The organism is Desulfomicrobium apsheronum (genome assembly GCF_900114115.1).
GTDB classification, from domain to species: Bacteria; Desulfobacterota; Desulfovibrionia; order Desulfovibrionales; family Desulfomicrobiaceae; genus Desulfomicrobium; species Desulfomicrobium apsheronum.
Genome location: NZ_FORX01000017.1, coordinates 74302 through 101193, shown reverse-complemented (window position 1 = coordinate 101193; position 26892 = coordinate 74302). Strand labels below are relative to the sequence as shown.

The 26892-nt window shown below is 60.4% G+C and carries 20 protein-coding genes and 2 pseudogenes; 10 read left to right on the top strand and 12 right to left on the bottom strand.

Translation table 11 applies throughout. The annotated features are described in order from the left end of the window. The 5 genes and pseudogenes from BMZ40_RS14805 to BMZ40_RS14780 all read right to left on the bottom strand — a co-directional run. Window positions 1–326, bottom strand: a 326-nt coding sequence (locus tag BMZ40_RS14805; RefSeq protein WP_143075656.1) for a tetratricopeptide repeat protein, incomplete at its 3' end; no start/stop codon positions are given. Between the two features lie 134 nt (window positions 327–460). Continuing rightward, a pseudogene (locus BMZ40_RS20195) lies at window positions 461–703 on the bottom strand (tyrosine-type recombinase/integrase); the annotation flags it as partial. A gap of 438 nt (window positions 704–1141) precedes the next feature. Continuing rightward, window positions 1142–1696: pseudogene (locus BMZ40_RS19950) on the bottom strand (IS66 family transposase). Window positions 1697–2117: 421 nt separating this feature from the next. Continuing rightward, window positions 2118–2303 carry a helix-turn-helix domain-containing protein gene (locus BMZ40_RS19945; protein WP_245751122.1) on the bottom strand — a complete coding sequence of 62 codons (186 nt, stop codon included), beginning with the start codon at window positions 2301–2303 and terminating at the stop codon, window positions 2118–2120. Then, a complete protein-coding gene (locus BMZ40_RS14780; RefSeq protein ID WP_245751121.1) occupies window positions 2303–2548 on the bottom strand; it encodes a type II toxin-antitoxin system RelE/ParE family toxin in 246 nt (81 codons plus the stop codon). Before BMZ40_RS14780 ends, BMZ40_RS19945 begins: the two co-directional genes overlap by 1 nt. Before the next feature lie 23 nt (window positions 2549–2571). On the opposite strand from BMZ40_RS14780, the gene BMZ40_RS14775 reads away from it, so the two are divergent. Next, on the top strand, window positions 2572–3462 hold the full coding sequence (locus tag BMZ40_RS14775) for a rhodanese-like domain-containing protein (RefSeq protein WP_177193198.1): 891 nt from the start codon (window positions 2572–2574) through the stop codon (window positions 3460–3462). Further along, a complete protein-coding gene (locus tag BMZ40_RS14770) occupies window positions 3459–3887 on the top strand; it encodes a MauE/DoxX family redox-associated membrane protein (RefSeq protein ID WP_092377467.1) in 429 nt (142 codons plus the stop codon). Before BMZ40_RS14775 ends, BMZ40_RS14770 begins: the two co-directional genes overlap by 4 nt. On the opposite strand, the gene pabB is transcribed toward BMZ40_RS14770, so the two are convergent. Then, window positions 3884–5620, bottom strand: coding sequence for an aminodeoxychorismate synthase component I (gene pabB / locus BMZ40_RS14765; RefSeq protein WP_092377464.1), 1737 nt, complete (start codon window positions 5618–5620; stop codon window positions 3884–3886). The two genes, BMZ40_RS14770 and pabB, sit on opposite strands and share 4 nt — an antisense overlap. A 661-nt stretch (window positions 5621–6281) precedes the next feature. Further along, entirely contained in the window at window positions 6282–7136 is an 855-nt protein-coding gene (locus tag BMZ40_RS14755) for a rhodanese-like domain-containing protein (protein WP_092377458.1), read from the bottom strand. A gap of 134 nt (window positions 7137–7270) precedes the next feature. Here BMZ40_RS14755 and BMZ40_RS14750 point away from each other — a divergent pair, with 134 nt between their 5' ends. From BMZ40_RS14750 to recD, 7 genes are read left to right on the top strand one after another with little or no spacing between them, the layout of a single operon-like run. Further along, a complete protein-coding gene (locus tag BMZ40_RS14750) occupies window positions 7271–7540 on the top strand; it encodes an ArsR/SmtB family transcription factor (protein WP_092377455.1) in 270 nt (89 codons plus the stop codon). Window positions 7541–7547: 7 nt separating this feature from the next. Then, complete coding sequence (hgcA, locus tag BMZ40_RS14745; protein ID WP_281243806.1) at window positions 7548–8723, top strand: mercury methylation corrinoid protein HgcA; 1176 nt, start codon at window positions 7548–7550, stop codon at window positions 8721–8723. Between the two features lie 7 nt (window positions 8724–8730). Further along, complete coding sequence (gene hgcB / locus BMZ40_RS14740) at window positions 8731–9006, top strand: mercury methylation ferredoxin HgcB (RefSeq protein WP_092377451.1); 276 nt, start codon at window positions 8731–8733, stop codon at window positions 9004–9006. A gap of 59 nt (window positions 9007–9065) precedes the next feature. Next, window positions 9066–9620, top strand: coding sequence for an HDIG domain-containing metalloprotein (locus BMZ40_RS14735; RefSeq protein WP_092377448.1), 555 nt, complete (start codon window positions 9066–9068; stop codon window positions 9618–9620). Between the two features lie 13 nt (window positions 9621–9633). Further along, window positions 9634–12822 (top strand): exodeoxyribonuclease V subunit gamma, encoded by a 3189-nt coding sequence (gene recC / locus BMZ40_RS14730; protein WP_143075654.1) that lies wholly within the window; start codon window positions 9634–9636, stop codon window positions 12820–12822. After that, entirely contained in the window at window positions 12819–16325 is a 3507-nt protein-coding gene (gene recB / locus BMZ40_RS14725) for an exodeoxyribonuclease V subunit beta (RefSeq protein ID WP_092377441.1), read from the top strand. Before recC ends, recB begins: the two co-directional genes overlap by 4 nt. Further along, window positions 16325–18109, top strand: coding sequence for an exodeoxyribonuclease V subunit alpha (gene recD / locus BMZ40_RS14720; protein ID WP_092377438.1), 1785 nt, complete (start codon window positions 16325–16327; stop codon window positions 18107–18109). Before recB ends, recD begins: the two co-directional genes overlap by 1 nt. Here the strand turns inward: recD and BMZ40_RS14715 are convergent. Together BMZ40_RS14715 and BMZ40_RS14710 are read right to left on the bottom strand one after the other, a co-directional pair. Beyond that, window positions 18100–18624 carry a glycosyltransferase gene (locus BMZ40_RS14715; protein ID WP_281243807.1) on the bottom strand — a complete coding sequence of 175 codons (525 nt, stop codon included), beginning with the start codon at window positions 18622–18624 and terminating at the stop codon, window positions 18100–18102. The two genes, recD and BMZ40_RS14715, sit on opposite strands and share 10 nt — an antisense overlap. A 180-nt stretch (window positions 18625–18804) precedes the next feature. After that, window positions 18805–19263: a glycosyltransferase family protein gene (locus tag BMZ40_RS14710; RefSeq protein ID WP_143075653.1), complete on the bottom strand. Its 459-nt coding sequence runs from the start codon at window positions 19261–19263 to the stop codon at window positions 18805–18807. Between the two features lie 195 nt (window positions 19264–19458). Between BMZ40_RS14710 and BMZ40_RS14705 the strand changes: the two genes are divergently transcribed. After that, window positions 19459–23427 carry a DUF748 domain-containing protein gene (locus tag BMZ40_RS14705; RefSeq protein WP_177193197.1) on the top strand — a complete coding sequence of 1323 codons (3969 nt, stop codon included), beginning with the start codon at window positions 19459–19461 and terminating at the stop codon, window positions 23425–23427. Window positions 23428–23508: 81 nt separating this feature from the next. On the opposite strand, the gene BMZ40_RS14700 is transcribed toward BMZ40_RS14705, so the two are convergent. The 3 genes from BMZ40_RS14700 to BMZ40_RS14690 all read right to left on the bottom strand — a co-directional run bounded on the left by BMZ40_RS14700 (window position 23509) and on the right by BMZ40_RS14690 (window position 26889). Beyond that, window positions 23509–23880 (bottom strand): holo-[acyl-carrier-protein] synthase, encoded by a 372-nt coding sequence (locus BMZ40_RS14700; protein WP_092377426.1) that lies wholly within the window; start codon window positions 23878–23880, stop codon window positions 23509–23511. Window positions 23881–24234: 354 nt separating this feature from the next. Then, window positions 24235–24978 (bottom strand): substrate-binding periplasmic protein, encoded by a 744-nt coding sequence (locus BMZ40_RS14695; RefSeq protein WP_177193196.1) that lies wholly within the window; start codon window positions 24976–24978, stop codon window positions 24235–24237. Between the two features lie 369 nt (window positions 24979–25347). Further along, the gene (locus BMZ40_RS14690) at window positions 25348–26889 is read right to left on the bottom strand and encodes a mercuric reductase (protein ID WP_092377420.1); all 1542 of its coding nucleotides are present in this window, start codon (window positions 26887–26889) and stop codon (window positions 25348–25350) included. Between the last annotated feature and the right edge of the window lie 3 nt (window positions 26890–26892).

Genomic DNA, 26892 nt, shown 5'->3' with positions numbered 1-26892 from the left:
GCCACATCGGGATGGTCGGGACCCAGAGCCTTCTCCCGAATCGCTAGCGAGCGCTTGAAAAAAGGCTCCGCCTGCGAGTAGTCGCGCTGGGTTTTGTAGAGCAGGCCTAGATGGTACAGACTTCTAGCCACATCGGGATGGTCGGGGCCGAGAGCCTCCTCCAGAATCGCAAGCGAGCACTTATAATGGCTCTCCGCTTGGGCGTAGTCCCCTTGCTTGTAATAGCATTGTCCTTTATTGATCAGGTTCGCCACCACCCCTTTATAACCACAAATTTTAGCGGATAAGCGTTCCATTGACGGATTAAGCTCTGTGTCTGCACCCATTGGTTCTCCTCCGGAGATAACAGCCTGTATCGACCAATATTTTTTGACTCTTTAAGTTGTGTGCGTCAAGTTTTATAAACTATTCAGGGCATGACAGGCAGCATCAAGCATCAGGAAACCGAGAAGGGTCCACACTAAAAATCTTCCACCTCCGGCTCAATTCGCGGAACAATAGAATTTAACGTCTCAGCCGCACCTTGCAAATCATTCCAGTCCGAATGCTGATAACGCAAAGCCATCTCCGCTGTTTTCCAGCCTCCGTAGTCCATCAATACGCGGAGAGACTTGTTAGCACGTGATAACCGAGTCGCCCCTGTATGCCTGAGTGTATGAAAAACAACCTTATCGAGCCTGTTCCTTCCCTGATTTAAACCAAATTTTCGGACTACAGTAAACTATGGAGTGGCAGATTGTTTGTACTCCGTCCCGTTGTTATTAGGAAAACTAGACCTAAAAAATACAATTTTTATATTGAGCAGTGCTAAAACTTCTAATCCGATTAAAGTAGTGCATGGTCAATGATGCGACTAAGCGCATTGACTTTACTCAGATAGAAATAATAAATAACTCACAGCGGTTTGCTAAGCAATTATTATAACTGTCATACAGAACCATTTTTATGCTGTTCGTATGCGCTCAAGCGTTCCTATCTTTCATATCCGATTCACCTGCTATAAAGCTTGATGGGGAAGACACCCCCATTATTTAGAACGATTTAGGCTTGAAAAAGGGGATTTTCCTACGTGTTGCGGCATAAGTTTTCGCATGTCTTACGTGATAATGGCGGCGGGAAACCGTTCGAACAAAAATTTCAGCTAGGCTTGGGGCTCAATCTCGTTGGCCTTGGCTGCGGGCTGTTTCCACAAGGGATAAGATCTAACGCTGGCGCCAGTACCCTGGGGGGAGTTCCGGCAAAGAGCCAATTCTATACCCAGGGCCACGGGACGGATGGTGTTCTCAACCGCGTTGTTGTCGGGCGTGAGCAAGCCGCAGCCCACGAAGCGCAGGGCCTGGCACCACTGGATGCGGGCGTAGGACATGGTCTTGCCGAGAAGGCTCTTGGGCGGGATGTGGGCGATACGCTTATCGAGGATGGCCCAAATCGACTCCAAGATGGGAACGGCCTGTTCACGATGCAGAGAAACCTTTTCCTCTGGCGATAGATCTTTGATATTGTGTTGGACCTAGTAGAGCAGACCGATCAGATCCGAAATATCCTTGGCCGTCGCGTGCCTAGCCGTCTCCAAGGTCACCTTCAGTACGTAAACAAATTTACAGCGGATGTGGGCCATGCGGCCAACGTGGATGATGCCGTCCGATTCGCCAAAAGCTTGGTATCCAGAGCAGCCATCAGCCTGGCTGATGCCCAATGATTGACCAGCGACAACTTATCATATAAATTCAAGGTCTAGTGATTAAAATTGAAAGCCAGATTTGAATACTAGTTTTGAATACTTTCGCCCCATTTTCGACCCTTTTTGAGGTATTCAGCAGAAACAAAAGTTAATAAAAACAGATAATTACCTAGGCGAGAGTAGCGTTCGGGACGCAGAGACCGGAGGTTCAAATCCTCTCATCCCGACCATAAGAAAAACACGGGGTTAGATCTAAAAATCTAACCCCTTTTTCTTTTTTTCAACATCACTCCAAGATCAGGACCTTTCTCCCTCGGGCCAATGGGAGGTCTATTCACTCTCCCGCGCGTAGCGCCTTGCGTACCGCGTCCGGTTCCCGGTCAATGACGGTTAGATAAGCCCTGGCCGGCCCCTCCGGGATCCGCCTCTGCTGCTCTCAATGCCGCAGCGTTGCGAGACGGAATCCAAAAATACCGGCAAACGCTGCCTGCGTCATACCAAGCTTTTTCCGTATCCGCCAGACGTCGATGGTCTCCGGAATGTTGACCGCGTAGTCATTCGGATTCGCCTCGTCCTTGGCCATGGCCAGGGCTTCCCGCGCACCTTGTACAATTCTGCTCATCACTTCTTCCTTGCTATATAGGCCTCAACAATTTGCGGCATTAGGGCCTTAAGTTCGTTCCGCTCTGCCTTGGTCAGATTCGCCTTTTCATTCTTGGCGAACAAAGCCAGGACAAACAGGGGGATATCCTCACTGTGGTAATAGTAAACCACCCAGTATGCTCCGCTCTTGCCTCTTCCTTCACCAGCGAAACGCACCTTGCGCACCCCGCCCTTGCCTTGCAAGGCTTGAGATCGTAGAAACACGGCCAAGCACCCAGGAGCAATACATGAAACCACCCATTTCTTTTGGCATAAAGACCGTGATCATCATCGGCCTGTCTGTAGGCCTGGCATTGGCCTTCAACGCCACGAGGCCGGACAGGCTGCCTCTGGTCCATGATCCGGAAGTCGCGGCGCAGGCCGCCGTCCAGCGCGGGGAGATATCCCTCGCCGATGCGGTTCTTCTTTTTGAATCGGGAGAAGCCGTTTTTGTCGATGCGCGGGAAGCAGATGAATATGAGCGTGGACACATTGGAGGCGCGCTGTCCCTTGACCCGCTCTCCTTCGGACAGAGTTTTCCAGCACTGCGGGAGCAACTGGAAGGGGCGACGACGATCGTGACCTATTGCGACGGTGAGTACTGCGAACTGAGCCGGGAACTGGCCGAGCAGTTGAAAAGTATGGGATTGCAGGACGTCCGCGTGCTCAAGAACGGCTGGACGCTGTGGCGCGACCAGGGAATGCCCACCGCCACGGGCAGCCAGGCAGCACCGGAGCAGACCTCCCCGGCGCCGATGAACGAAGAAGAGACGCCTCCGGCCGAGCAGTCAAACGGAACCGCGCCGCCGCAAGCGCCTATGGAAACCCCTATGGAGGCGGGCCCTCTGGAACCCGCGCCATTGGAGCCCCCTCTTGAGCCGACAATCCCGGATCAAGCGCCCCTGGACGCCGCCCCGGCCGAGTCCGCGCCTTTGGACCAGCATCAAGAACCCGCCCCCCAGGAACAGCCGTCTTTGGACTCTACGCCGATGGAGCCAGCTCCGCTTGAAACCGCCCCGGTGGAAAACGCCCCGGTGGAAAACGCCCCGCTGGAATCCGCTCCATTGGAAACCGCGCCTGAGGAACCGGCGACTCAGTCCCCTCCCCTTGATTCAAAACCCCTGGGAGAAAAATCATGAACGCAGCATCCTTGTCCCGGGGCTCGCGCCTGGCCCTGGCCCTCATCTTCGTGGCTGCCGCTCCGCAGAAAATCATGGCTCCGGCGGATTTCGCCGCCAGCGTGGGCAGCTATCTCATCCTGCCGGACGTGCTCATCAATTTCACGGCCCTGACCCTGCCCTGGCTGGAAATGATCGTGGCCTTCCTGCTCGTGTGCCGAGTCTGGACCGGGCCCGCCCTGTTCCTGGCCAACGCCATGCTCATCGTCTTCCTGGGCGCGATCCTTGGCGCATACTTCCGGGGCATCGACCTGAACTGCGGATGCTTCTCAAGCACGCCTGGAGCTTCCGGCGACATGGTCTTCTATATCGTTCGCGACGTCATTTTCGTGGCCATCGGCCTGATGGCGGCCTGGTTCCACCGGCGCGGGCTCGACGCGGACTAGACCGACCCCGGCACAGGACCGGCCAGAACGCATTCCCGCCATCCCCGCACGGAATTGATCAGCCACAGGCGGGTGCAGCGGGGCAAATCATCCACCCGCACCACTTTTTCCCTGATCCGACCCTCTTGCAGCAACCGGGCACGCATGGTGCCCGGCAGCAGTCCGCAGGCAAGAGACGGTGTCAGCAGTTCGCCATCAAGTTCGACGACCAGATTGGCGATGGTCGATTCCGTCACCTCGCCGCGTCCGTTCCAGAGCAGCACATCATCCACCCCCGGCACTTGCGCCCTGGCCTGATCGTAAACGACGCGCCGTGTGGTCTTGTGAAAAAGAAACGGATCGGCCGCATCCACCGCCGACAGGGCCAGGGACACCCGGCAGGGGGATGGTTCGGGCAAGGGGCGATGTTCAATACTCCAGACCCCGGCAGCGTCCACGGTCAGGCGCAGCAATCCTTCCATGCCACAAGCCTGCGAGACTTCCCGGTCAAGAGCGTTCCGCAGGGCCTTCGGGTCAAACCTGTAGTCGAAATACGCGGCACTCTCTTCCAAGCGCCGCAAATGTTCGTCGAGCAGAAAAATGCCTTCGCTCCGGCTCCAGCTCATGGTTTCAAGCAGCGAGAATTCCGACTCAGGGTCGGCCAGCACGCGGGCCTTGATGCGCGTCTCGCGAAATTCCGCCTCTGGATCAGAATCCCAGACAATGCCCCCGCCCACTCCATACTCGGCCATGCCCAGGGACTTTTCGACCAGAACCGTACGGATGGCCACGTTGAAACGCGCCTTGCGGCCAGGACTGATCGCTCCGATGCATCCGGTATAGATACGGCGCGGCGAAATTTCGAGTTCCTGGATGATGTTCATGGTCCGGACTTTTGGCGCGCCAGTGATCGACGCGGCCGGAAACAGGGCCGCCATGACCTGGGCCGTGGACTCCCGCGTGCGCCCGCGCACCAGCGAGGTCAGCTGCCAAAGCGTCGGATAGCGCTCCGCGCGGAAAAGCTCGGGCACGTGCAGGCTGCCGGGCAGGCAGATGCGTCCGAGGTCGTTTCGGACCATGTCGACGATCATGACGTTTTCGGCCCGCTCCTTTTCCGAGACGGCAAGGCCCCGGGCCAAGGCCTCGTCCTCTTCGCGCCAGCGCCCCCTCGGAGCGGTGCCCTTCATGGGACGGGACCAGATTTCCTCCCCATCACGCTCGAAGAACATTTCCGGCGAAGCGCTGCACAGCGCAAAATCGGCAGTGTCGAGAAAAGCCGCGTGCGACGACGGCTGGCGGCTGACGAGCCGGCTGAAAAAATCCCAGGGCTCCAGATCGAAACGGGCGCGCAGACGATGGGTGAAATTGACCTGATAGGTTTCGCCCCGGGCCAGATATCCGCGGATGCGTTCCAGGGCGCGACCATGGGCATCGGCGTCCAGCTCCGAGACCCAATCAAGGGCGTGACCGGACTTTGACGGGCCCAGGGATATGGCGACGGGGGATTCAAAAAGGCCGAACCAGGCCAGGGGAAAAGCGCCGCAGGAGGCGTGGGGCATGGCCGAATCGAAGGCGCTGCCTGCTTCGTAGGACAGAAACCCCACGGCATGGAGCCCGAGCCTTTCCACCTCGTCTTCAAGGTGGGCCAGCAGCGCGGACACCTCGTCATGCCTGCGGGCCACAAAAATGGCCCGGGGACGCTCGTAGCGCACCCAGGCCGAATGTTCGGAAGAATAGAGGACAGCGACGGACATGGTGTTGCCCTATCGCGCGCACCGATGCCGCGCAACAGGGGAAAGGGTCCCGCCCATGGCCGGGCCTCGGAGCATCAGGGCATCCTCGCCGAGCCTCTGTTCGCGGGCAGAAAAAAAGCGCAAAGGACAAAAAAACCACGGCCGGAAGGTGCCAGTTCCTTCCGACCGCAGATACGCGAAAGCCGAGCCGCCAGGATTTCTATGCGATCACGGAGGCAACGAGCTGCCCCATGAAATGCACGACATCCGATACCTGGTTCAAAAGTGTATCGCTCCAGCCATAAGCAACAAGAGTCGCCATCCCGGCAAGCCAGAAAAGGTAACATAACTGCTTCATGACATTCCCCCCAAAGATCTTAATGGATATGATCGGCACTTCTTTTTGAGCGCCTGGACTTTCCATTGAGCAAAGGGCGTGCCTAAGCGACCATCCCGTGACAACCTGTCGTCATGCCTTGAGTTTTCGATATCCGGCCAAAATATGAGTAGTTTGATCCAAAAAACCTAGCGCAAAGACCGTACACGGTGCGCAAGACTTCTCTCACTACCCATCCTTTTTGGTACGCGCTGATAAAAAACCCTTCCTGATACTACCTAGCTCAGAGACAGAACGTGTATAAATACTCGTAGAATTATCGGATCAAGCCCTACTCATCACAAATCAGTTCGTTGCCCTGGAACCGCCACCGACCAATTCGTCCATAAGCTGGCCCAATCGTTCCAGATGCGCCTTTTCCTCGCTGGCGATCTGCTCCAGGATGGCGCGGTTGTCATCGCTCTGCGTCCAGGCGGCGGAACGGATGTAAAGGTCCAGGGCCTGGGCTTCGATGGACATGGCCAGGGAGATGACATCGACCGGGCTTTCGAAATCAGGCTTGAAGCGCTCCATGTATTCCTCGGTGGTCATACCGCCCTCCATGAGCGGAGTGACGAACCGGCACTCGAAATCCCCACGATCGTCCTTGCCGGTGATGCGGGTGTATTCGGCGAAAAGACGATCCTTGTGCTTGATTTCGATGTCGGCCAGGAGGCGGAACACGCTCTTGACCTTCTCGTCGCTGACCCGCTCCAGCATACGTAGATAAAAATCGCGCAGCCCCTCTTCCAGGGAATAGGCTGTGGCCAAAATCATTTCGGCGCTGTCGATCTCCGCGAAAATGTCCACACCGGCTTCTTCCGCGCCGAAGGCAGCCTGGCCGTTCCAGGCCTTGAAACCTCCGCTCATGTTGATGACCTGCTCATAGCCCTTGCCGGCCAGGGTCTGGGCTGCGATCCGGCTGCGTCCGCCAATGGCGCAATAAACCAGAACCGGCTTGAACGGGTCGATCTGGTCCAGGGAGTCGGTCAGCACCGCCAGCGGCACAAGCGTGGCTCCGGGGATGTGCCCCTCCTCGTATTCCCCCGGCTGACGCACATCAAGAATGGTCACTTCCTGCAGGGTCTTGTCGGACAGATAGGCCCGGGCTTCGTCGGGATTCATGGACTGAACCGGGGTCAAGAATTGTTTCCAGCGCATTGTAAGTTTCCTCCATCTTTGTATCCAGGCACCATGCCCCTTGCGCCAAGAAAACTCAATACGACCGGCGCATTGACACAAGGCTTCAATCATCGTATTTTTACGAAATACGATACGCTTGACCGGAGCACACCATGACCCAGGACCAGACCTTGGCCTCTCTCTGCAAAGCCCTCGGGCATCCCGCGCGCGTGGCGATCCTGAAGCATCTTCTGCAGGTGGACAGCTGCATCTGCGGAGAGATCGTGAACATCCTGCCCCTGGCCCAATCCACGGTCAGCCAGCATCTGAAGCAGCTCAAAGAGGCGGGCCTGATCCGTGGCGAAATCGAAGGTCCGCGCATCTGCTATTGCGCGGACAAAGCCCGTCTGGCCGAACTCAAAAACCTCATATCATCTCTATAGGTTCAAAATGAAGCCCTTGCAGCCCTTTCCCATGGCCCCTGCCGACTCCTGCGCCGAACTCCGCGAGACATGCGGGCTTCCCGGCGCCGCCTCTGCGGCTCCTGGCCCGTGCTGAGGCCCGCCACCCGCCCCTGGTGCAGGGGTGGACGACCTGGCCGGCTATCGGATCGAGCCCTACGTGGACGGCTTTCTGCCCACCGCGCATGCCCGGGTGCCCCGTGTCAGAACCAGGCCCACCCGGCTGGACCGACTCGGAACCTGCCGCGCCCGGCTGGGTCTTGACCGCAACAACTACACCGTCAACCCCGGCCTGTATGCCATCGGCAGCCCCGGACCCGAAGCGCCCGTCATCGTCACGGCCAACTACAAACTGACCTTCGACACGGTCCGTTTCGCCCTGACCGGACGGGAACTCTGGCTGCTGGTCGCCGACACGCGCGGTATCAACATCTGGTGCGCGGGCGGCAAGGGTACATTCAGCGCCGGGGGCATCGCCGAACAGGTGCGCAAGATCGGCCTTGATCGCATCGTCTCCCATCGCCGTCTCATCCTACCCCAGCTCGGAGCCAACGGGGTGCGCGCCCGCGACCTGCGCAAGGCCTGCGGCTTCGAGGCCGTCTTCGGGCCCGTGCGCGCCGGCGACCTGCCCCGCTATCTCGACAACGGCATCGACGAAGCCATGCGCGCAGTGACTTTCAGCCTGAGGGAGCGGGCCGAGGTCATTCCCGTGGAGCTGGTCCTGGGCTGGAAGCTGATCCTGACCGCAGCTCTGGTGGCGGCCTTGCTCAGCCTCATCGGCCCCGAATTCTCCCTGGATACCATCCTACAACGCTGGGCTCTGGCCTCCACCGCCACGGGTTTTGGCCTGGCCGCCGGGGCGATCCTGTTCCCCCTGCTCCTGCCCGCGCTGCGCACGCGCCTCTTCTCCCTGGGCGGTGCCGGGCTGGGGCTGGCTCTGGCCGTGCTGACGCCGGCCATCTTTCCCGAGCACTCCTGGTTCGCCACCACGGGCGCGGGGCTCTGGACCGTGTCGCTCGCTTCCTGGCTGGCTCTCAACTTCACCGGCTCCACGCCCTACACCTCGCCATCGGGGGTAGAGAAGGAGATGCGCAAAGCCATCCCGATCCTGGCCGGCAGCACGGTCCTGGCCGCGATCCTTTTCGTGACCGCCAATTTCCTGTGAGGACAACATGAGAAACTTCCGCCATCTCGAAAACGTGGCCACCCTGGCCTACGACCGCGACAGATGCGTGGGCTGCGGCCTTTGCGCCACGGTCTGTCCGCACCGCATTTTCGCCGTGCGGGACGGCAAGGCCGAAGTACTGGACCGCGAGGCCTGCATGGAATGCGGAGCCTGCGCCCTGAACTGCCCGACCTCGGCCATCACCGTCACCCCCGGGGTGGGCTGCGCGGATTACATCATCCAGACCTGGCTGCCGGGCAAGCGCGGGGCATCGTGTTGCTGAAACCTTGACCCCGGTCAAGAAATGCATGAGTTTCTTTGGATTAAACCCAAGGAGAAACCATGCTCGCACGCAACGAAGCTCTCGCAATGATCAAGGACAGCGCTCCGGATCACCTACTCATACACGCACTGGAAACCGAAGCCGTCATGCGCGCCCTGGCCGCCCGCCTGGGCCATGACCCCGAAACCTGGGGCCTGGCCGGACTGTTGCACGACCTCGATTATCCCCAGACCAAAGAGACGCCTGAAAGGCACGGCCTGCTCACGGCCGAAATGCTGACCGGCAAGCTCCCGGATGACGCGGTGCAGGCCATCTCCCGCCACAACGAGATCAACGGCAACCAGCCCGAATCCCAGTTCGACTACGCCCTGCGCTGCGGCGAGACCGTGACCGGCCTCATCCACACGGCGGCGCTGGTCCGCCCCACGCGGATGCAGGGCATGGAGGCCAAGAGCCTGAAGAAAAAGATGAAGGACAAGGCCTTCGCGGCCTCGGTCTGCCGCGAGACCATCAGGGAGTGCGAAAAGATCGGCCTGGAACTGGGCGACTTCCTGACCCTGGCCATCGGCGCCATCACGGGGATCGAGGCCGAAGTGGGTCTTGCGGCGTCCTGATCCTCCCGATCCCATGCAAGGATTCCTCCTTCACGCCTCCAACCGCCTGGAAATCCTGACCGAACTGCTCGCCAGGGTCCTTGGCGGTCCGTTGGACCCCATGCAGCCGGAAACCATCCTGGTTCAATCCGGCGGCATGCAGCGCTGGGTCTCCATGCAGCTGGCCCGCAAGCACGGGATCTGCGCGGGCGTTCACTTCCCCTTTCCGGTGGCCTTCGCCTACGACCTCTGCCGCGAACTGCTGGATGACGTGCCCCGCGAATATCCCTTGAGCAAGGAACGCATGCTCTGGAGCATCGTGCGCCTGCTGCCCGGGCTGCTGGACGAACCGGAGTTCGCCCCCCTGAAGCGCTACGTACACGACGACTCGCAGCTCAAGGCCGTGCAACTGGCCGAGCGCATCGCCTATCATTTCGATCAATACCTCATCTTCCGCCCGCACTGGTCCGCACGATGGGAGAGCGGAACGCCGAGCGGCGACTTCCGGTTGCCCGGACACATGGCCAGTGAAGCCTGGCAGGCCCGTCTTTGGCGTGAACTGATCCGGGACATGCCAGCAGAGCACCGCGCCGCCCTGCTGGACCGGGCCATCGCCAGACTGAACAGCGGCGCGCCCCTGCCGGAACTGCCTTCCCGCATATGCGTCTTCGGCATCCCGACCCTGCCACCCATCTATCTGGACCTGCTGACTGCCCTGGCGCGGCGCAGCCAGGTGCACATCTTCCTGCTCAGCCCCTGCCGCACGTACTGGGGGGATCTCATGACCCGCCGGGAGCAGAGGCGCGCCTACCGCACCCAGGACTCAACCTCCGAGGAGCGCCCCGAAGATGCAACGCCCCTGGCCGGGCTCGGCGCGGTCGGGCGGGATTTCCTGGAACTGCTGCTCGACAGGGACGCCCTGGAAACAAAACTTTACGAGGAGCCCGACGCATCACGAATGCTCGGCAGGCTCCAGGCCGATCTGCTGGACCTGAATCCGTGCGAAGAGAAGATCGATTTTTCGGACAGCTCCATCCAGATCCATTGCTGCCACAGCCCCCTGCGTGAAATGGAAGTACTGCGGGATCTCATCCTTGATCTTCTGACAGAGGACCCATCCCTCTCGCCCCAGGACATCCTGGTCATGAACCCGGACATCGAAGGCTACGCGCCCATGATCCAGGCCGTGTTCGGCACCTCCGAGGAAAACATCCCCTTCTCCATCTCCGACCGCAAGCCTACCCGGGCCGCCGAGACCATTCGCATCTTTCTGGAGTTCCTTGAATTCGGCCAGCAGCGTTTCGAAGCCTCCCGGGTCTGCGCCCTGCTCGAAGCCCCGCCCGTGCGAGAACATTTGGGGCTGGACGCGGCCGAAACGGGCCGTGTGCTGGAATGGATCCGGCAGAGCGGAATCCGCTGGGGCCTGGACCAAAATTTCCGCAGGAACGCCGGACTGGGAGAGCACGGCCAGAATACCTGGGAGAGCGGACTTGGCCGCCTTTTTCTGGGCTACATGACCGGACAGGCCGAGCCCATGCGCGGCATCGCCCCTTTGGCCCTGCGCGGCGCGGCCGAACAGGAGTTGCTGGGCAAGGTCACGGCCTGGATCGACAATCTCGCAACCCTGTGGGCCAGGTTGCGCGGCACCCACGCGCCGCAAGAATGGCGCGAGTGTCTGCTGTGGATTCTTGAAACCTTCTTCGCCCAGGACCGCACCCAGGCCGAAGCCCTGCTCGCCATACGCACGGCGGTGTCCGACCTGACCAAAGACATGGGCGATTTCGAGGCCGACGGCCGGACCATGCTCCATCTCATCCGCAAGCGCCTGGACGAAAGCGGAGGCGAATCCGGCTTCCTGGCCTCGGGCCTGACCTTCTGCGGCCTGAAGCCCATGCGTTCCATCCCCTTCCGGGTAATCTGCCTGACGGGCCTGACCAGCACGGCCTTTCCGCGCCAGGACCTGCCTCCGGGCTTCGATCTCATGACCGCCCGCCCCAGGCCCGGCGATCGGTCCTTGCGCGAGGACGACCGCTATCTTTTCCTTGAAAGCATCATCTCGGCACGCGACAACCTCATCCTGACCTATCCCGGCCTCTCCCAATCGGACAATGCCGAGGCTCCGCCCTCGGTCCTGGTTTCCGAACTGCTGGACTTTCTCGACAAATGCTACACTGCGGGCGGGAAGAAGCCCTCCGAGACGCTCCACTTCCGGCACAAGTTGCAGGCCTTCCACCCGGACTATTTCAGCGCGGATGCGCCGATATTCTCATATTCCAGACAGAACCTCGCCGCCGCGCGCGCCCTTTTCAGGAACCACGTCCCCAGGACATTTTTCCCTGAAACGATCCCCACCAATCAGGAACTGCCTGAAACCGAGATCGAAATCGACATCGAAGAGCTGGTCCGCTTTTTCATGCACCCCTGCCGTCAGCTGCTCAGGAAAATGCGCATCAACCCGGCGGGCGGCGAGGACGATTTTCCTGATGAAGAACCGCTCAAGGCGCCATCGGGCCTGGAGGCCTACGGCCCGTTGCAGACACTCCTGGACCGGACTCTGCAAACGCCTGACGCCGATCTTGGCGAGCTGCTCCTGGCCTGGCAGATCCTGCCGCCCGGACACGCCGGGACCGACGCCGGACGAAAGCTCCTGGCCTCCATCCATTCCCTTGCGGAACAGGCCCGGACTTTCATCGACAAATCCGAGGAAAAACAGCTCGATCTGCGCCTGCATCTCGGTCGCTTCAGGCTCACGGGCCGCATCGGTCTCCACGGCGACCGCATTCTTGGCTGCCGCCCGGCCAAAACCAACGCCAGGGACATGCTCAGCCTCTGGATCAGGCACCTGGCAGCGGCTGCGGCCGACTGTCCCGCGCAATCGCTGCACATAGGCACTCAAGGCAGCTTCATGGCCCCGGTGGTCAAGGACGCCGGACACACGCTTAAGCAACTTCTGCTCGCATACGAACGCGGCATGGTTTCGCCCCTGCCCCTCTTTGCCCGCACCTCCCTGGCCTTTGCCGAAGCACGCTTCGCGGCCAAGCCCAAGACGCGGCTGCAAGCCCTGGCCAGCGCGCTCAAGCAATGGGAAGGCGGCTACATGGTCAGCCCCGAGCGTGATGACCCGTACCTGTCGTTTCTGTACCGGGACCAGGAGCCCGACTGGGAGGACTTCATGGACGTGGCCGAAGAGATTTTCGCACCGATCCTCGGAGGCGCGTCATGAAACGGCCCATGAACCTCTGCACCGCGCCCCTGGACGGCACGACGCTCATCGAGGCCAGCGCGGGAACCGGCAAGACGTACACCCTGGCCGGACTTTTCGTACGTTTGCTACTGGAAAAGAATCTGACCGTGGACCAGATCCTGGTGGTGACCTTTACGGAGGCCGCCACCGAGGAGCTGCGCGACCGCATCCGCAAGCGTCTGTCAGACATGGCCGGAGTGCTGGCCGACGAACTTGAGGCGGATGATGAGCTTGAACGCGACCTCCTGCCCCGTTTCGACGGCACGGACGCCGCCCGTCGCCTAGCCCTGGCCGTGCGCAACTTCGATCTGGCCCAGATCTTCACCATCCACGGCTTCTGCAAGCGCATGCTCGGCAAGAACGGCTTCGAGTGCTCGGCCCTCTTCGACACGGAACTCGTGCCCGACCTCAAGGATCTGCGCCGCCAGGTCTGCGTGGACTTCTGGCGCGAACACATCCTGCCCCTGTCCGGCCTGACCGGATCCGAGATGCGCGCAAGGTTGACCCCGGAACATCTGGAAGAGTTGGCCAGCCTGCCTTTCCTGACCCAGAAAATCAGGATCGTTCCCGACACCATCCCGCCGGACCCGGCGCCCCTGGATCAGACTGTAAGAGATGCCTGCGAAAAGCTGCACGCGTCGTGGAACGCAGCAGAGCAGGAGATTCGCGACCTGTTTCTTGGCTGGCCGCATCCCTTCAACAAAAACAAGTTTTCTCCGGAAAAGCTCGAAAAACGCCTGACGGCCGTACGGGATTTCCTGCGTGATCCGGCGCTGAAGATACCTGATCCGGTAACCCAGATGACGGCTGGGTACATTGCCACGATGCCCAACGCAAAAGCGGCGGCTCCGGAGCACCGGCTCTTCGATGAATTGCAGCTGCTTTTAGGGCGGATCGGCGAACTGAGCGAACTCCTGGCGGGCTTCCTGGTCCACCTACGGCACGCATTCCTGACCGGCGTGACGGCGCGCATGGACGAACTCAAGAAGCGGCGCAACGTGCAGGGATTCGACGATCTGCTGCGCAACATGCACGCGGCCCTGGCCAGTCCCGAACTGGTCGCAGCGGCCCAGAATCAGTACCACGCCGCGCTCATCGACGAGTTTCAGGACACCGACAGCCTGCAATACGACATCTTCCGCACCTTGTTTGCCGCCCGCGCCGAGGATGACGGCAATGGACGCGCCCTCTTTCTCATCGGCGACCCCAAGCAGGCCATCTACTCCTTTCGCGGCGCGGACCTGCACACCTACCTGGACGCGGCCAAGGACTGCGCCAGGAGCACGACCCTTGGCGTCAATTACCGCTCCACTGTCGAGCTGATCGAGGCCGTGAACCGGCTTTTTGCCCGGAACCAAAATCCCTTCCTGCATGAAGACATCACCTACCAGCCGGTCAGCGCTCCGGGCCCGGATCAGGAAAAATTCACGCAGGACGGGCAGCTCTGCGCGCCCATGGTCATCTGGCAGGTTCAAAGCGAGGACAAACCATTGAGCAAGGGCGCGCTGCTCCCGCGCATCTGCCGCGCCGTCTCCGCCGAGATCAGCAGACTGCTGCGCGATAGCGCCGAAGGACGAGTCCGCATCGGCGACAAGCCCCTTTTGCCCGGCGAGATCGCCATTCTGGTCGAAACCCACGCCCAGGGCGAAGCCGTGCATCAGGCCCTTGATCGCCTTGGCATCCCCGGAGTCCTGACTCACACCAGCTCGGTTTTCGCCAGCGCCGAGGCCACTGAGCTGTTGTCCGTGCTGCGGGGCATGGCCGATTGCCGTCGCCCGGCAGCGCTGCAAACCGCCCTGGCCACGTCCGTGATCGGCCTTACGGCGCCGGAACTTGCCAGACTGGACGAGGACGGCGTGGAACTTGAAAAATGGTTCGAGCGCCTGCTCGCCTGCCGGGACCTCTGGGAGCGCCGGGGCGTCATGGCCGCCGTGCGCCGACTCTTCGCCGACCTGTCCGTGCGCGAACGCCTTGTCTCCCTGCAGGGCGGGGAACGGCGCATGACCAACGTCCTGCATTGCCTGGAGCTGCTCCACGCCCGTGAACGCGAATCGGGCGCATCCATGCACGCCCTGCTGACCTGGTTCGCACGGCAGTTGCACACCGCCACCAGCGAGGAATCGCAACTGCGCCTGGACACGGACCGCGAAGCGATCCAGATCGTAACCATCCACAAGAGCAAGGGCCTGCAGTATCCGGTGGTCTTCTGTCCCTTTGTTTACGGAAAGGCCAGATGCCCCGAAGACAGGGCTCTGATTCACGATGACGGCCTGCTGCTGGATCTGGGTTCGCCGGACCTGCCTGCCCGAAAAAGCATGGCTGAGATCGAAGCCCGCACCGAGCGCGTCCGCCTGCTTTACGTCGCCCTGACCCGGGCGGCGAACCGCTGCTACGTGGTCTGGGGACGCATCCGCGAGGCCGAGACCTCCGGTGCGGCCTGGCTTTTTCATGGCCGTCATGCAGACGGCAACGGCTCCCTGAGCTGGGATGTCATCCCTGAAGAGACGGTCGCCGCCGATCTTGCCGAGCTGACCTGCGAGCACATCGAGGTGACGGCCATGCCCGACACGGAGCCCGAGCAGGGTCCGCCGCAATTCACCCACGCGCCGGATCTCGACTGCCGGACTTGGGAGCGCACTCTTGGTCCTGGCCAGGGGCTGGCCAGCTTCACGGGCCTGACACGCGGCTCGGAACACGCAACCCGGCCCGGGCTGGACGAGGCCGACGCATCCGGCCAGACCGACGGCGACGCCCTGTCCATGGCCAACTTCCCGCGCGGAGCCGCTGCCGGATCGTGCCTGCATCAGATTTTCGAGCACATCGATTTCACGGACAGGGGCACCATCCCGGCTGCGGTGACCCGCGCCCTGGAAGCATACGGCTTTGATCCGACCTGGGAGGGGACAGTCCGAGGCATGGTCGAACAGACGCTGCGCGCCGATCTGGGGGAATTTCGCCTGGAGACGATTGGAGCACGGGACAAGCTGGTCGAGCTGGAATTCCTCTTCCCCCTGCGCCCCGTGACCCGCGAGGCCCTGGCCGCCGTGTACCGAGATGCCGCCCGGGTGCTGCCCGCAGACCTGCCGGAGCGCATGGAAGGCCTGCGCTTCGAACCACGCCGGGGGTTCATGACCGGCTTCATGGACCTTGTGGTTCGCCGCGAAGGAAAATACTACCTGCTCGACTGGAAATCCAACTGGCTCGGCCCCATGCCCGGCCACTACACGCCCGAGGCCCTGCACGCGGCCATGGCTGGCAACCACTACTACCTGCAGTACCACCTCTACTGCGTGGCCCTGGACCGCCACCTCTCCCTGCGCCTGCCGGATTACGACCGCGCGGCGCATTTCGGCGGCGTGCGTTACGTCTTCCTGCGCGGCATCGACCCGGATCGGCCCGGACAAGGAGTGTACGCAGACTGCCCGGACCCGGGCTTCCTGAGCGCCCTGGACGACGCCCTCATCGACATGGAGAAGCGCTGATGTTCGCAAACCCCGCCATTCTGCCCCGTCTTGCGGCCAGCGGCCTCTTCACGGACGCCGACCTGTACCAAGCCCGCTTCGCCGCCTCCCTGGCCCGCGCCGGGCATGAGGACATGGTCGCCGCCCTGACCGCCCTGACCTCTCTGGCCGTGCGCGAAGGACACGTTTGTCTGGATCTCGCCGACCCGCAAGTCATTGCGCATCTGACGGAACTGGTCCCGAACGCATCTGCCATGCATGATCTTCCCGATTCGGATGTGATCACCGATCCAAAAGGCCAGGCGCCGCTGATCCTGTCCGGAACGCGACTGTATTTTTCCCGCTTTTTCAATGACGAGCAGACCCTGGCCCACACATTCCTGCGCCTGGCCCAGACTCCTGCCGAACCGCTGCCGCCATCCCTGCAGGCCGACATTTTCAAAACCGGAAGGGACGAAATCGACTGGCAGGCTGTGGCCTGTTTTGCCGCGCTCAGGAACAGGTTCTGCGTCATCTCCGGCGGACCGGGCACGGGCAAGACAACCACCGTGGCCAGGATTTTAAAGATGGCGGCCCGGATGCACCCGGGCCGGGATTTCGTCATCCGTCTTGCCGCGCCCACGGGCAAGGCCGCTTCGCGCCTGACCGAAGCCCTGGCCACGGCCTTCCCCGGCGGAACCCTTCCACCGGAACTGGCGGCATGCATGACCCAGGGGGCGCAGACGGTGCACCGGCTGCTCGGCTGGAGCGCCGGAGGCTTTCGCCACAATCAGAGCAATCGTCTGGCCCTGGACATGCTGGTGGTGGATGAAGCGTCCATGCTGGATCTGGAGCTGACCGCGCGTCTCATGGAAGCCTTGCCGGAACACGCCCGCCTTGTGCTCCTCGGCGATCGCAACCAACTCGCATCGGTGGAAGCCGGGGCAGTCCTGGCCAATCTGTGCCGGGAGGAGGCGGTCAACGCCTTCTCGGATCGATTCGCCGCCGCTGTCGCCGAAACCTGCACCATCAAGCTGCCCGTGACCCAACGCCCCGCCCCGCTGGCGGATCATGTGGTGGAGCTCAAAAAAAGTTACCGATTCGGGCCAGACAGCGGCATCGCGGCCTTGAGCGAACTCATCCGGGACGGAAAGGCCCAGGAGGCCGCTGCGTTGCTGGAAGAAAGGCATGCGGATCTGGAGATGATACACGGCACAGGGCCAAAGGCCCTTGAGGCTTCGGTGGCGCCTCTGCTGCGCGAGGCGTTCGGGGAACTTGGCGGGACAAACGGGCCCGCAAGGGCTTTTGAGATTTTCGCGGCCCTGCGCCTGCTCTCACCGATCCGCAAAGGGCCGCGCGGGACCGAGGCCCTCAATCGTCTGGCTGGCCAGATCCTGGTGGGTCAGGCCTTCGAAGCCTGGTACCCGGGCCGGCCAGTCATGATTCTCGAAAACGATTACAATCTGGGCCTGTTCAACGGGGATGTCGGCATCGCCCTGTCCGTGGACGGACAGCTGCGGATCTTCTTTCCCGGCGCGGAAGGCTTTACATCCTTCTCCCCGGCCCGCCTGCCCCGGCACGAGACCTGTTACGCCATGACCGTGCACAAGAGCCAGGGTTCGGAATTCGGGCATACCGTGCTGGTCCTGCCCGAAGAGCCCTGCCAGGTTCTGGGCCGCGAACTCCTCTACACCGCCCTGACCCGGGCCAAAAAACGCTTCACCCTACTCGGAACCCCGCGACAAGTAAAAGACGCAGTACAAAATCCGGCGCGTCGCGATTCGGGATTGGGGGAGATGCTGGCCCAGCGCAAGACTCAGGCCTGATATTCACGAAGCGTTTTGGCATAGATGGAAAAAAGCCGATCCATGCAACGTTCAATCGTATATTCGTCCACAATCCTGCGCCCCGCATCCGCCAACTTCTGGTGCAACTCAGGATCGTCAAGCAAGACAGAAAGCTGAGATGCGATGCTTTCCGCAGAAAAATCGCAGACTAGCGACGCTTCTGAACACACTTCAAGGGAAGGTACTACTCGAGAAACGACGGCAGGAATTCCGCAATACATTGCCTCAAGATGCACATTCCCGAAACCTTCAAAGAGAGACGGCATGGCAAGAATATCCGACCCGCGTAAAAATGCCCCCACATCCGTTCTGTATCCGGTCAGGACAACCCGCCCCTCCAATCCCATGTCTGAAATCATTGATTCGTAAAGATCGCGCTTGCTCCCTTCACCAACCAGAACCAGGGAAACGTCTTTTCCGGAATCAACAAGAATCTTCAGAGCCCCAATAAGGCCTTCAAAATTCTTTTGCTCAACATATCTTCCAATACCAATTATGATTTTCCACTTAGTCCATACATCGCATGCAAGTCATGCGGCTCAAAATTAAGGCGAGACGTGTCTATTCCATTATGTAGAACAATTTTTTTATTTTAAAAATATTATGACGAGAAACATATATAAACGAATTTGTAAACACAATAAAATTTATTTAATATTCTTTGACTGAATTTTTTATTTTTTTGCATTATGTATATGCGTCAAAACAGCCTTCGACATACCTACAGATGAAATTCTACCAAAATAATCACCGCTATTATGCATGGTATGAATAATATCTGATGAATACTTCTTCAGTTCTTTTCTGAGCACAAATGCGGTATCAAGCCGATGTGAAGATGCTGCGGAATTGTTCTTGTCAATATTTATCACATCCAGACCGGCAGCGTAAAATTCAGGCAATTTCAAGCCTGTTCCGGAAACGTTGAAGATTTTACATAAATAGGTCTTTGAATTTTTCATTCTCAAGGCCACGTCGAAAAGCCAATTTTCAACGCCACCAAAGGGCAATCCGCCAACAACATACGCAATCTTGATCATCACATCTCCGACAGCACGTAACCGTGCCTTGTCATAAATATACCAACCATCGGCAACGCCGCGTGGACCTGTCCGGAACCCAAATTCATTCACCCATCTCCAGGAAAATCGGCTTGAGCGGATAGCCGCAGCATTCTTACGGCCGACATGCGCTACGGCGCGTCCCCATGAAAAAGCACGATATTTTCGCTATCACAACTATTAACTACAGCAAATTGTAACCATTTCTTGCCAAACAAGGGCCAAGGACGCTAACCTGCCCCAAAAAACAATATCATGGAGTCCGGCATGACAACCATAATCGAATCCTGGAAAAAACTGACTTGGTGGCAAAAGTCGCTTTTCGTGACGACTGTTTGTGTGGCCGTTTACGCCGCAATCGGATTTCTTCTTGTCCCGCGCATCGCAAACTACGTACTTGTCGAGAAAGTTTCTCCGGCCTTGAGCCGTAAGGTCAGCGTCGGGGAAATTCGCATCAATCCTTTTGCCATGACTGCGGACATCTCCGATTTCGCCATCAGCGAAAAAGACGGCAGCGGTGAGTTTGTCGCCTTCGACGCGCTGCACGCCAACTTGGAACTCAGTTCCATCCCGCGTCTGGCCCTGGTCGTGCGCGAGGCGCGCCTGGATGGTCCGCGCATTCATATTCGCCTCGACCAAGATGGGCAAACCAATTTTGCGGATCTTACCGGCGCGCCCGAATCGACAGAGCCCAAGGACTCTTCGGAATCCATGCTGCTGCCGCTCATTATCGAACCCTTCACGCTTGGCAACGGCACGCTGGTTCTCGAAGATCAGGCCCGGGGCGTGACCCATGTCGTGGACCGGATCCAGTTCAATCTGCCCCAGTTTTCATCGCGCAAGAAGGACTGGGAAACCTTCATGACGCCGACCCTGTCCTTTCGGGTCAATGGCGCGCCTTTCAACCTCGAAGGGCAGACAACCCCCTTTTCCGACTCCCTCAAAACCGAATTTGATCTGAACGTAATCGACCTAGCATTGCCCCAATACTGGGCCTATGCCATGGCCCGCGAGAATCTCAAACTCGCCGGCGGCTTTCTCAACCTGGAGAGCAAACTCTCCTTCGAACAGCACGAGGACACCCTGCCCACCTTCTCCCTGCAGGGCACGATAACAGGGCGCGACATCGAACTGACCGACGACGGGGAACCGGTACTTTCCGCCGCCAGGACCGAGGTCATTATCGACGACATATCCATCCTGAACCTCAAGCTCGGCCTACATTCCGTGGTCCTGGAGCGGCCCTTTGTCCGGATCGTGCGCAAGAGGGACGGAAGCCTGAACTGGATGCACTATTTCGTGGCCGACGAGAGCAGGGACGCTCACGCCGCAAAAAACGGCACCCAACCGGACGCGGCCATGGCCGGGAACGCCACGGTCGCCATGGCCGATGCTGAAAATGCCACGCAAACGGCAAACACGGGCCAGGCCCTTGTTGTCGAGGCGAATAACGCAACCGGGCAGGAAGTCCCGGAGATCGACAACGCCACGGTCGCCAGACGCGAAACCGCAAAAACACTGCTTTTGCAGGTCCCCAAGATCCGCCTGACGGACGGCCGAGTGCTCTTCCTGGACGAGACCACCTCTTTCACAAAAGACATCGAATCCCTGGATCTGACAATCACGGACCTCGACACCTCGCTCAATGCAACCTCCGTGGCCGGTCTGCGGATGCGCACGGCCGACGGAGAGTCCATCGACACCAACGCGACCTTTTCCGTTTCCCCCTTCCGCGTGCAGGCCCTCATCGAGGCCCGCGATCTTGATGTCCCCTCATATGAACCCTACTTCAAGGATGCCTTGCCCTTGACCCTGGCCTCCGCCAGAACAAACGCGAGTATTCGCTTTGCCATCGATGGAGAGGACAAGGCGCCGCGCCTTGAGGATTCGTCTCTTGAAATTCGCGATCTGAGCCTGAAGGCGGCGGAAGGAGCCGGGGAAATAAGGCTAAGCCGGGCGGCCCTGGACAGGATATTCCTCGACATGGCCAGCCGGGATGTTCGCACCGGCGTGTTCACCCTTGAAGGGGGCACTGTCTCCACCGCTCTCGACAAAGAGGGCCGCGCCAGGCTCATCGCCGCGCTGCAGGGCGCACCCACCAAAAAGACGCAGGGCGCCGCGCCAAAATCCGAGTCCAACGCCACGGCCTGGACCGTCGCCGTGGAGGGAGCATCCGTGAAGGGCCTGGACCTGACAACCCCGGACAAGGACACCCCCACCCCCATCAAGGTTGAATCCCTGCAGGTCGGACCGGTGGGCATCGATACCGGCGCGAGGACCGTCGGCATTGGCCCTGTCGAGCTTGGTCTTGAAGTGGCCCTCCTCCGCCAGGAAAACGGCGACATCAACCTCGCTAAGCTCTTCGCTCCCGCGCAGGGTGGCGCCCCCAAGGCCGCCGCTCCCGCCAAGACATCGGCGCCCGCCTGGGCCGTGGCCGTGGAGCAATTCTCCCTGGCCGAGACCAGGGTTTCGCTGACGGACAAGACCCTGGCCAAACCCGTGCGGCTGGACCTGGACCGGATCGCCTTTGTGGCCAAAAAACCGTCCACTGACCTAGGCAGGTCCGTCCCCGTAACCCTGTCCTGCCGGGTGGAGGAATCAGGCACCATCAAGGCCTCGGGCGAAATCGTCCCGGCCACCATGACCACCAGGGGGACTCTCGACTTGTCCGGGATTCCCCTGTCCCTGGCTTCGGCTTATGTAGCGGATGTAGCCGCCATCGACATTCCGGCCGGCAGACTGGGTGGAAAGCTGGAATGGCGCATGGGCGGCAAGACCGGGGAACGGATTTCCGGCTCCCTGCGAGTCAGCGGACTGCGGGTCACCGAAGGCCGTTCGAGGACCGAACTGTTCGGCTTCAAGACCCTGGACGTAAGCAGGCTCGATCTGCAACTTTCGCCACTGTCCCTGAATATCGCCAGCGTGGATCTGAACGAACCGCGCGGCGGCTTTGTCATCGACGCTCAGGGCAAGACCAGCCTGGACCGTATCGCGCCAGCCGCCCGGAAAAAGGCGCCTGCTAAAACGGCATCCAAATCCGAAGGACTCACGGCGCTGGAAATTGGCGCCGTGAATATCAACCAAGGCCGCTTCTCTTTTGCTGACAAATCCCTTTCACCGCAGTTCGAATCCGTAATCTCGCCGCTGGATTTGACCGTGACAGGTTTTTCCCTGGACCCGGCGAAGCGCACGCAACTGGACCTGACCGCCATCATCGACGGCTCCGCGCCCATCACCGCCAAGGGGTGGGTCTCACCGCTCAAGACTCCCGTGGAAACAAACAGCACCGTGACCCTGCGTAATCTGGACCTGGTCGGGCTGTCGTCCTATTCCTCCAAATTCATTGCCTATCCCGTCACGCGCGGACAACTGGACTGGGAAATAAACGTGCGCACCGAAGCCAGCAAGCTGGCCATGGGCAATGCCATCAAGGCCCGTCAGCTTGAACTGGGCGACAAGGTCGAATCCCCGGACGCGGCCGACGTGCCGATCAAGCTGGGGCTCGCCCTGCTCAGGGACATGTCCGGCAACATCACCATCAACCTGCCCGTCAAGGGTGACCTGAGCGACCCGAAGTTCAGCATCGGCGGCATTGTCCTGCAAGCCTTCCTGGGCCTCATCGTCAAAGCCATCGCCTCTCCCTTCTCCCTGCTGGCCAGCCTCGTCCCCGACGGAGGCGGCGAAGATTTGAACAGGCTCCCCTTCCCGCCGGGCCTGTCCGCGCCCGCGCCCGAAGCCCTGCAGAACATGCAGGCCCTGGCCGACATCCTGGCACAGCGCCCGGGGATCAAAATCTCCATCCTTGGACACTCCGATCCCGCCGCCGACAGGCAGGCCTTGGCCGACCTGCAGTTCATGCGCAAGCTACAGGTCATCAAATTCGATGATCTGCCCCGCCGGGAACGTGAAAAAACCAAGCTGGAGGAGATTGAGCTCACGGACGAGGAATACCCGGAAATACTCTGGGAGGCCTACAAGGAAGAGCCCGTGGAAAAGGAAAAGGGCGCCTTCGGCATGCACAAGGAAGTCCCCCGCGAAGTACAGGAAGCCAAGCTCAGGGAGCTGATCAGCATCACCGACGGCGATCTTGTGCGCCTGGCCGCAACCCGGGCGGAGTTCGTGAAGAATCATCTCGTGCAGGAGCTTGGAGTGGATGCCGGGCGCATCTTTCTGGGCAAGACCGGTCCCCAGGCCCTGTCCGGCGCGCACGAGGCGACGGTTGAAATTCAGCCATGAATTTATGTTCGCGGGGCGGCCTTGGGTGCTCCGCGAACATCGGCGTGAAAATTCAGCGCAGGATTAGAATCTGCGCGAAGCTCATCCCTCAAGAATGACCATGGCCACGGCGTTTTCGCGGCTGTGGGACAGGGTGATGTGTGTGGTCCGAACCCCCAGGGCCCGGCACCTGAGCTCGGCCTGGTTGTGAAAAAAGAGCAGCGGCTTCCCGAGCGCGTCGGAACGGACCTCGATATCCTGGAAAGTGATCCCTCCGCTGAATCCCGTGCCTAGCGCCTTGACCGCCGCCTCCTTGGCCGCGAAGCGGGAGGCCAGAAAAGGGACCGCATTGGCCGGAACAAGAGCCATCTCCGCCGGGGTCAGAATTCTTGAGCTGAATTTGTCGCCGAACCGCGCATACGACCGCGCGATCCTCTCCAGCTCCGCAATGTCGACACCCACTCCGATAATCATATCCCGCACCATCCATGTTTGTCCCGCGCCCGGGACCGTTTGGCAAGACCGTCAGCGCCGATTTTACACGCAGACGGCGTGGATTGCGGTGCCTGAAAACAAATAAACCATGCCGCTCATCCGGGAGTTATCCTTGGGCACGAGGTGCGCATCAAAACCAACGGGGTCATGTTTGTCAATTCAACATATCGACAACACACACTCAATTGAAGACACAGAGGCGCTTCCGTCCTAGAACTGTCACCGGAATTCTCCGAAAAAATTCGCCAGGAAACGACCCCGACTCAGCGGATTGCCCGGAATACGCTAAAAGGCCAACATCTTTGGATGCAAGGAGGACAAAGCGGTGAATAGTCAGGGTCTGCCCTCGGACGTGGAGGCGCAAATCAGCTCAAGCCCGCCGGACACGATTGCGCGGTTAAAGCGCTCCACCAGCGACTTTCCGGCGGGAGTCCGGGGAAAACAGACGTGCAGTGAATGCACGACCAGGATTTTTTCAGCGAAGACCAGCGGAGGCGGCGCGTGCGACGGTTTCACCGGGCCTGAAAGATGCCGGAACACGGCCCGGTCCATGACGACCGCGTCGATGCGCCCGGCCTCGATCATGCGCAGGGCCAGCTCATCGGAATTGCACTTGATGGGATGCAGGATGCCCATGTCCACAAGACGGTCGAATTCCTCGGTGTTCACATACCCGTCCACGACGCCGATCCTGTAGGCGGCCAGATCCTCCAGCCGGGTCCAGTTCCGCGTCATGCCACTTTTGTGCACCAGCCCCACCACACTGCACCCGACTGCCTTCGAGAAGTAAAACTCCTTCTCACGACTTGCCGAACGGTATTCAGGAAAGTAGCCTTGGGCGGCCCCGGTGCGAGCCTCCATGAGCACTCGCCTCCAGGGCAAAAAAGACATGAGCGGCTCCAGCCCCGCGACGGCGCAAATGCGCCGCACGCGAGCGCCGGTCGTCCCCTGGTCCGGAAGATCCCGACCGACGAAAGGAGGCCACTCAAGCGTGCTCAGTCTGAGCGGCTCGCCGTACGCGGAGCACGCCAAAAAGAGGACCATAAGCGACAGGACGCCGATCAGGCTCCACTTCATCGCGGCACCGGAACATTTTCCGACCATTCAGCGCCATGCGCCATCTTCGAGCGCTTCATGAATCCCGCTCCCCCTATTCGTGCTTCCCGGACAACAGCGCCAACATGAAAAAATCCGCAAGTTCTTCCGGGCCGATTCAAGCTTGATAAAGCCATCATTTTTCCAAAATTACCACGGAATTTACATGTAAATACGCAAACAGTTCCTGCTACCGGAATGAGAAAAATCGGTAACGCTGCGCCGTCATGACCTTAAGGGCGGCGCAGCCTTCATCCCGTCCGGAAATCGATATCAAATTACAATGAAACGAAGCAGCTCTGTCTTGCCATGACGTTATCGCCATGACTGGAACGGCATATGCCCCGGGCTTCACTTCCGTCTGCGCTGCCAGGCAAGCCAGTAGCCAAAGAGAGACTTCACAAGCGGGGTCAACCTGCCCCTGTTGTAGGCGTCGGCGACCTGGCGGATGGCCTCGCCCTGGGTCGGGTAGGGATGGATGGTGTTTGCGATTTTTCCAAGCCCCAGACCGCTCGTCATGGCCAGCGAAATCTCCGAGATCATGTCGCCCGCATTGCCGGCGACGATCGTCGCGCCCACGATCCTGTCCGTGCCCTTGCGCACATGCACCCTTACAAAGCCATCAGTCTGCCCTTCGAGGATCGCCCTGTCGACCTCGTCCAAGGACCGGGTGAAGGTGTCAACCGCGATGCCTTTCTCCGTAGCGTCCCGCTCGGTCAGGCCCACGTGGGCGATCTCGGGCTCCGTATACGTGCACCAGGGGATGGTCAGGGCGCTGACCTTGGCCCGTCCCTTGAACAGCGCGTTGCGCAGCACCGTGCGGGCCATGAAGTCCGCGGCGTGGGTGAACTGGAAGGGGGAGCAGACGTCCCCGGCGGCGAAGATGTCGGGGTTGGTCGTGCGCAGATGGTCATCGACCTGCACGCCCTTGGCCGAGAACGTCACCCCGGCCTCCTCCAGTCCCAGCCCCTCGACGTTGGGCTTGCGACCAACGGCGATAAGCAGCTCGTCGACAACCTCGTCATAGCTGCCCGCCTTGGAGTTGGCCACGAGCCGGATTTTGTCTCCGTCCGCCCCCGAGACCTTGACCTCCTTGCCACAACACAGAAGCTTCACGCCATCCTTAAGCAGCGCCTTGCGGACGATCTCCGCCGCATCCCGGTCCTCCTTGGGCAGGATGTCTCGGGAAGACTCGATCAGCAGCACCTCGGAGCCGAAGCGGGCGAAAGCCTGGGCCAGCTCGCAGCCGACGGGTCCCGTGCCGATGACGGCCAGGCGTCTGGGCAGCTCGGTCAGGGAAAAGATCGTCTCGTTGGTGAGGTAGCGCACCGTCTCCAGCCCTTCGATGGGCGGCGCTGCGGCCCGCGCCCCGGTGGCGACCACCGCCTTGACAAAAGACAGTCGCTCCCCGCCGACCTCCACGGTGTGAGGGTCCGTGAAACGCCCCTGGCCGAGGAACACATCCACCCCCAGGTCCCGAAAACGCTGCGCGGAGTCGCTCGGCGCGATGGACGCCCGCAGCCTGCGCATGCGCTCCATGACCTGACCGAAGTCGACGCGGGTCCCGTCCGGCACATGCACGCCGAAGTCTCCGGCGTCCCGCACGGCCGCTGCCGCGCGTCCTGCCCGGAGCAGCGCCTTGGACGGAACGCACCCGAAGTTCAGGCAATCGCCACCGAGAAAATCCCGTTCGATGAGGGCCACCTTGGCCCCCAGCCCGGCCGCCCCGGCCGCGCACACGAGCCCGGCTGTCCCGCCGCCGATGACCACGAGGTTGTAGACGGGCCTTGGCCTGGGATTGGTCCAGCCCGATGGATGAACCAAGGACTCCAGCGCCCTGTTGTGCTCGTCCCGGGGCTCAAGTTTTACAGAATGCACCTTCGAATCCGCCATGAC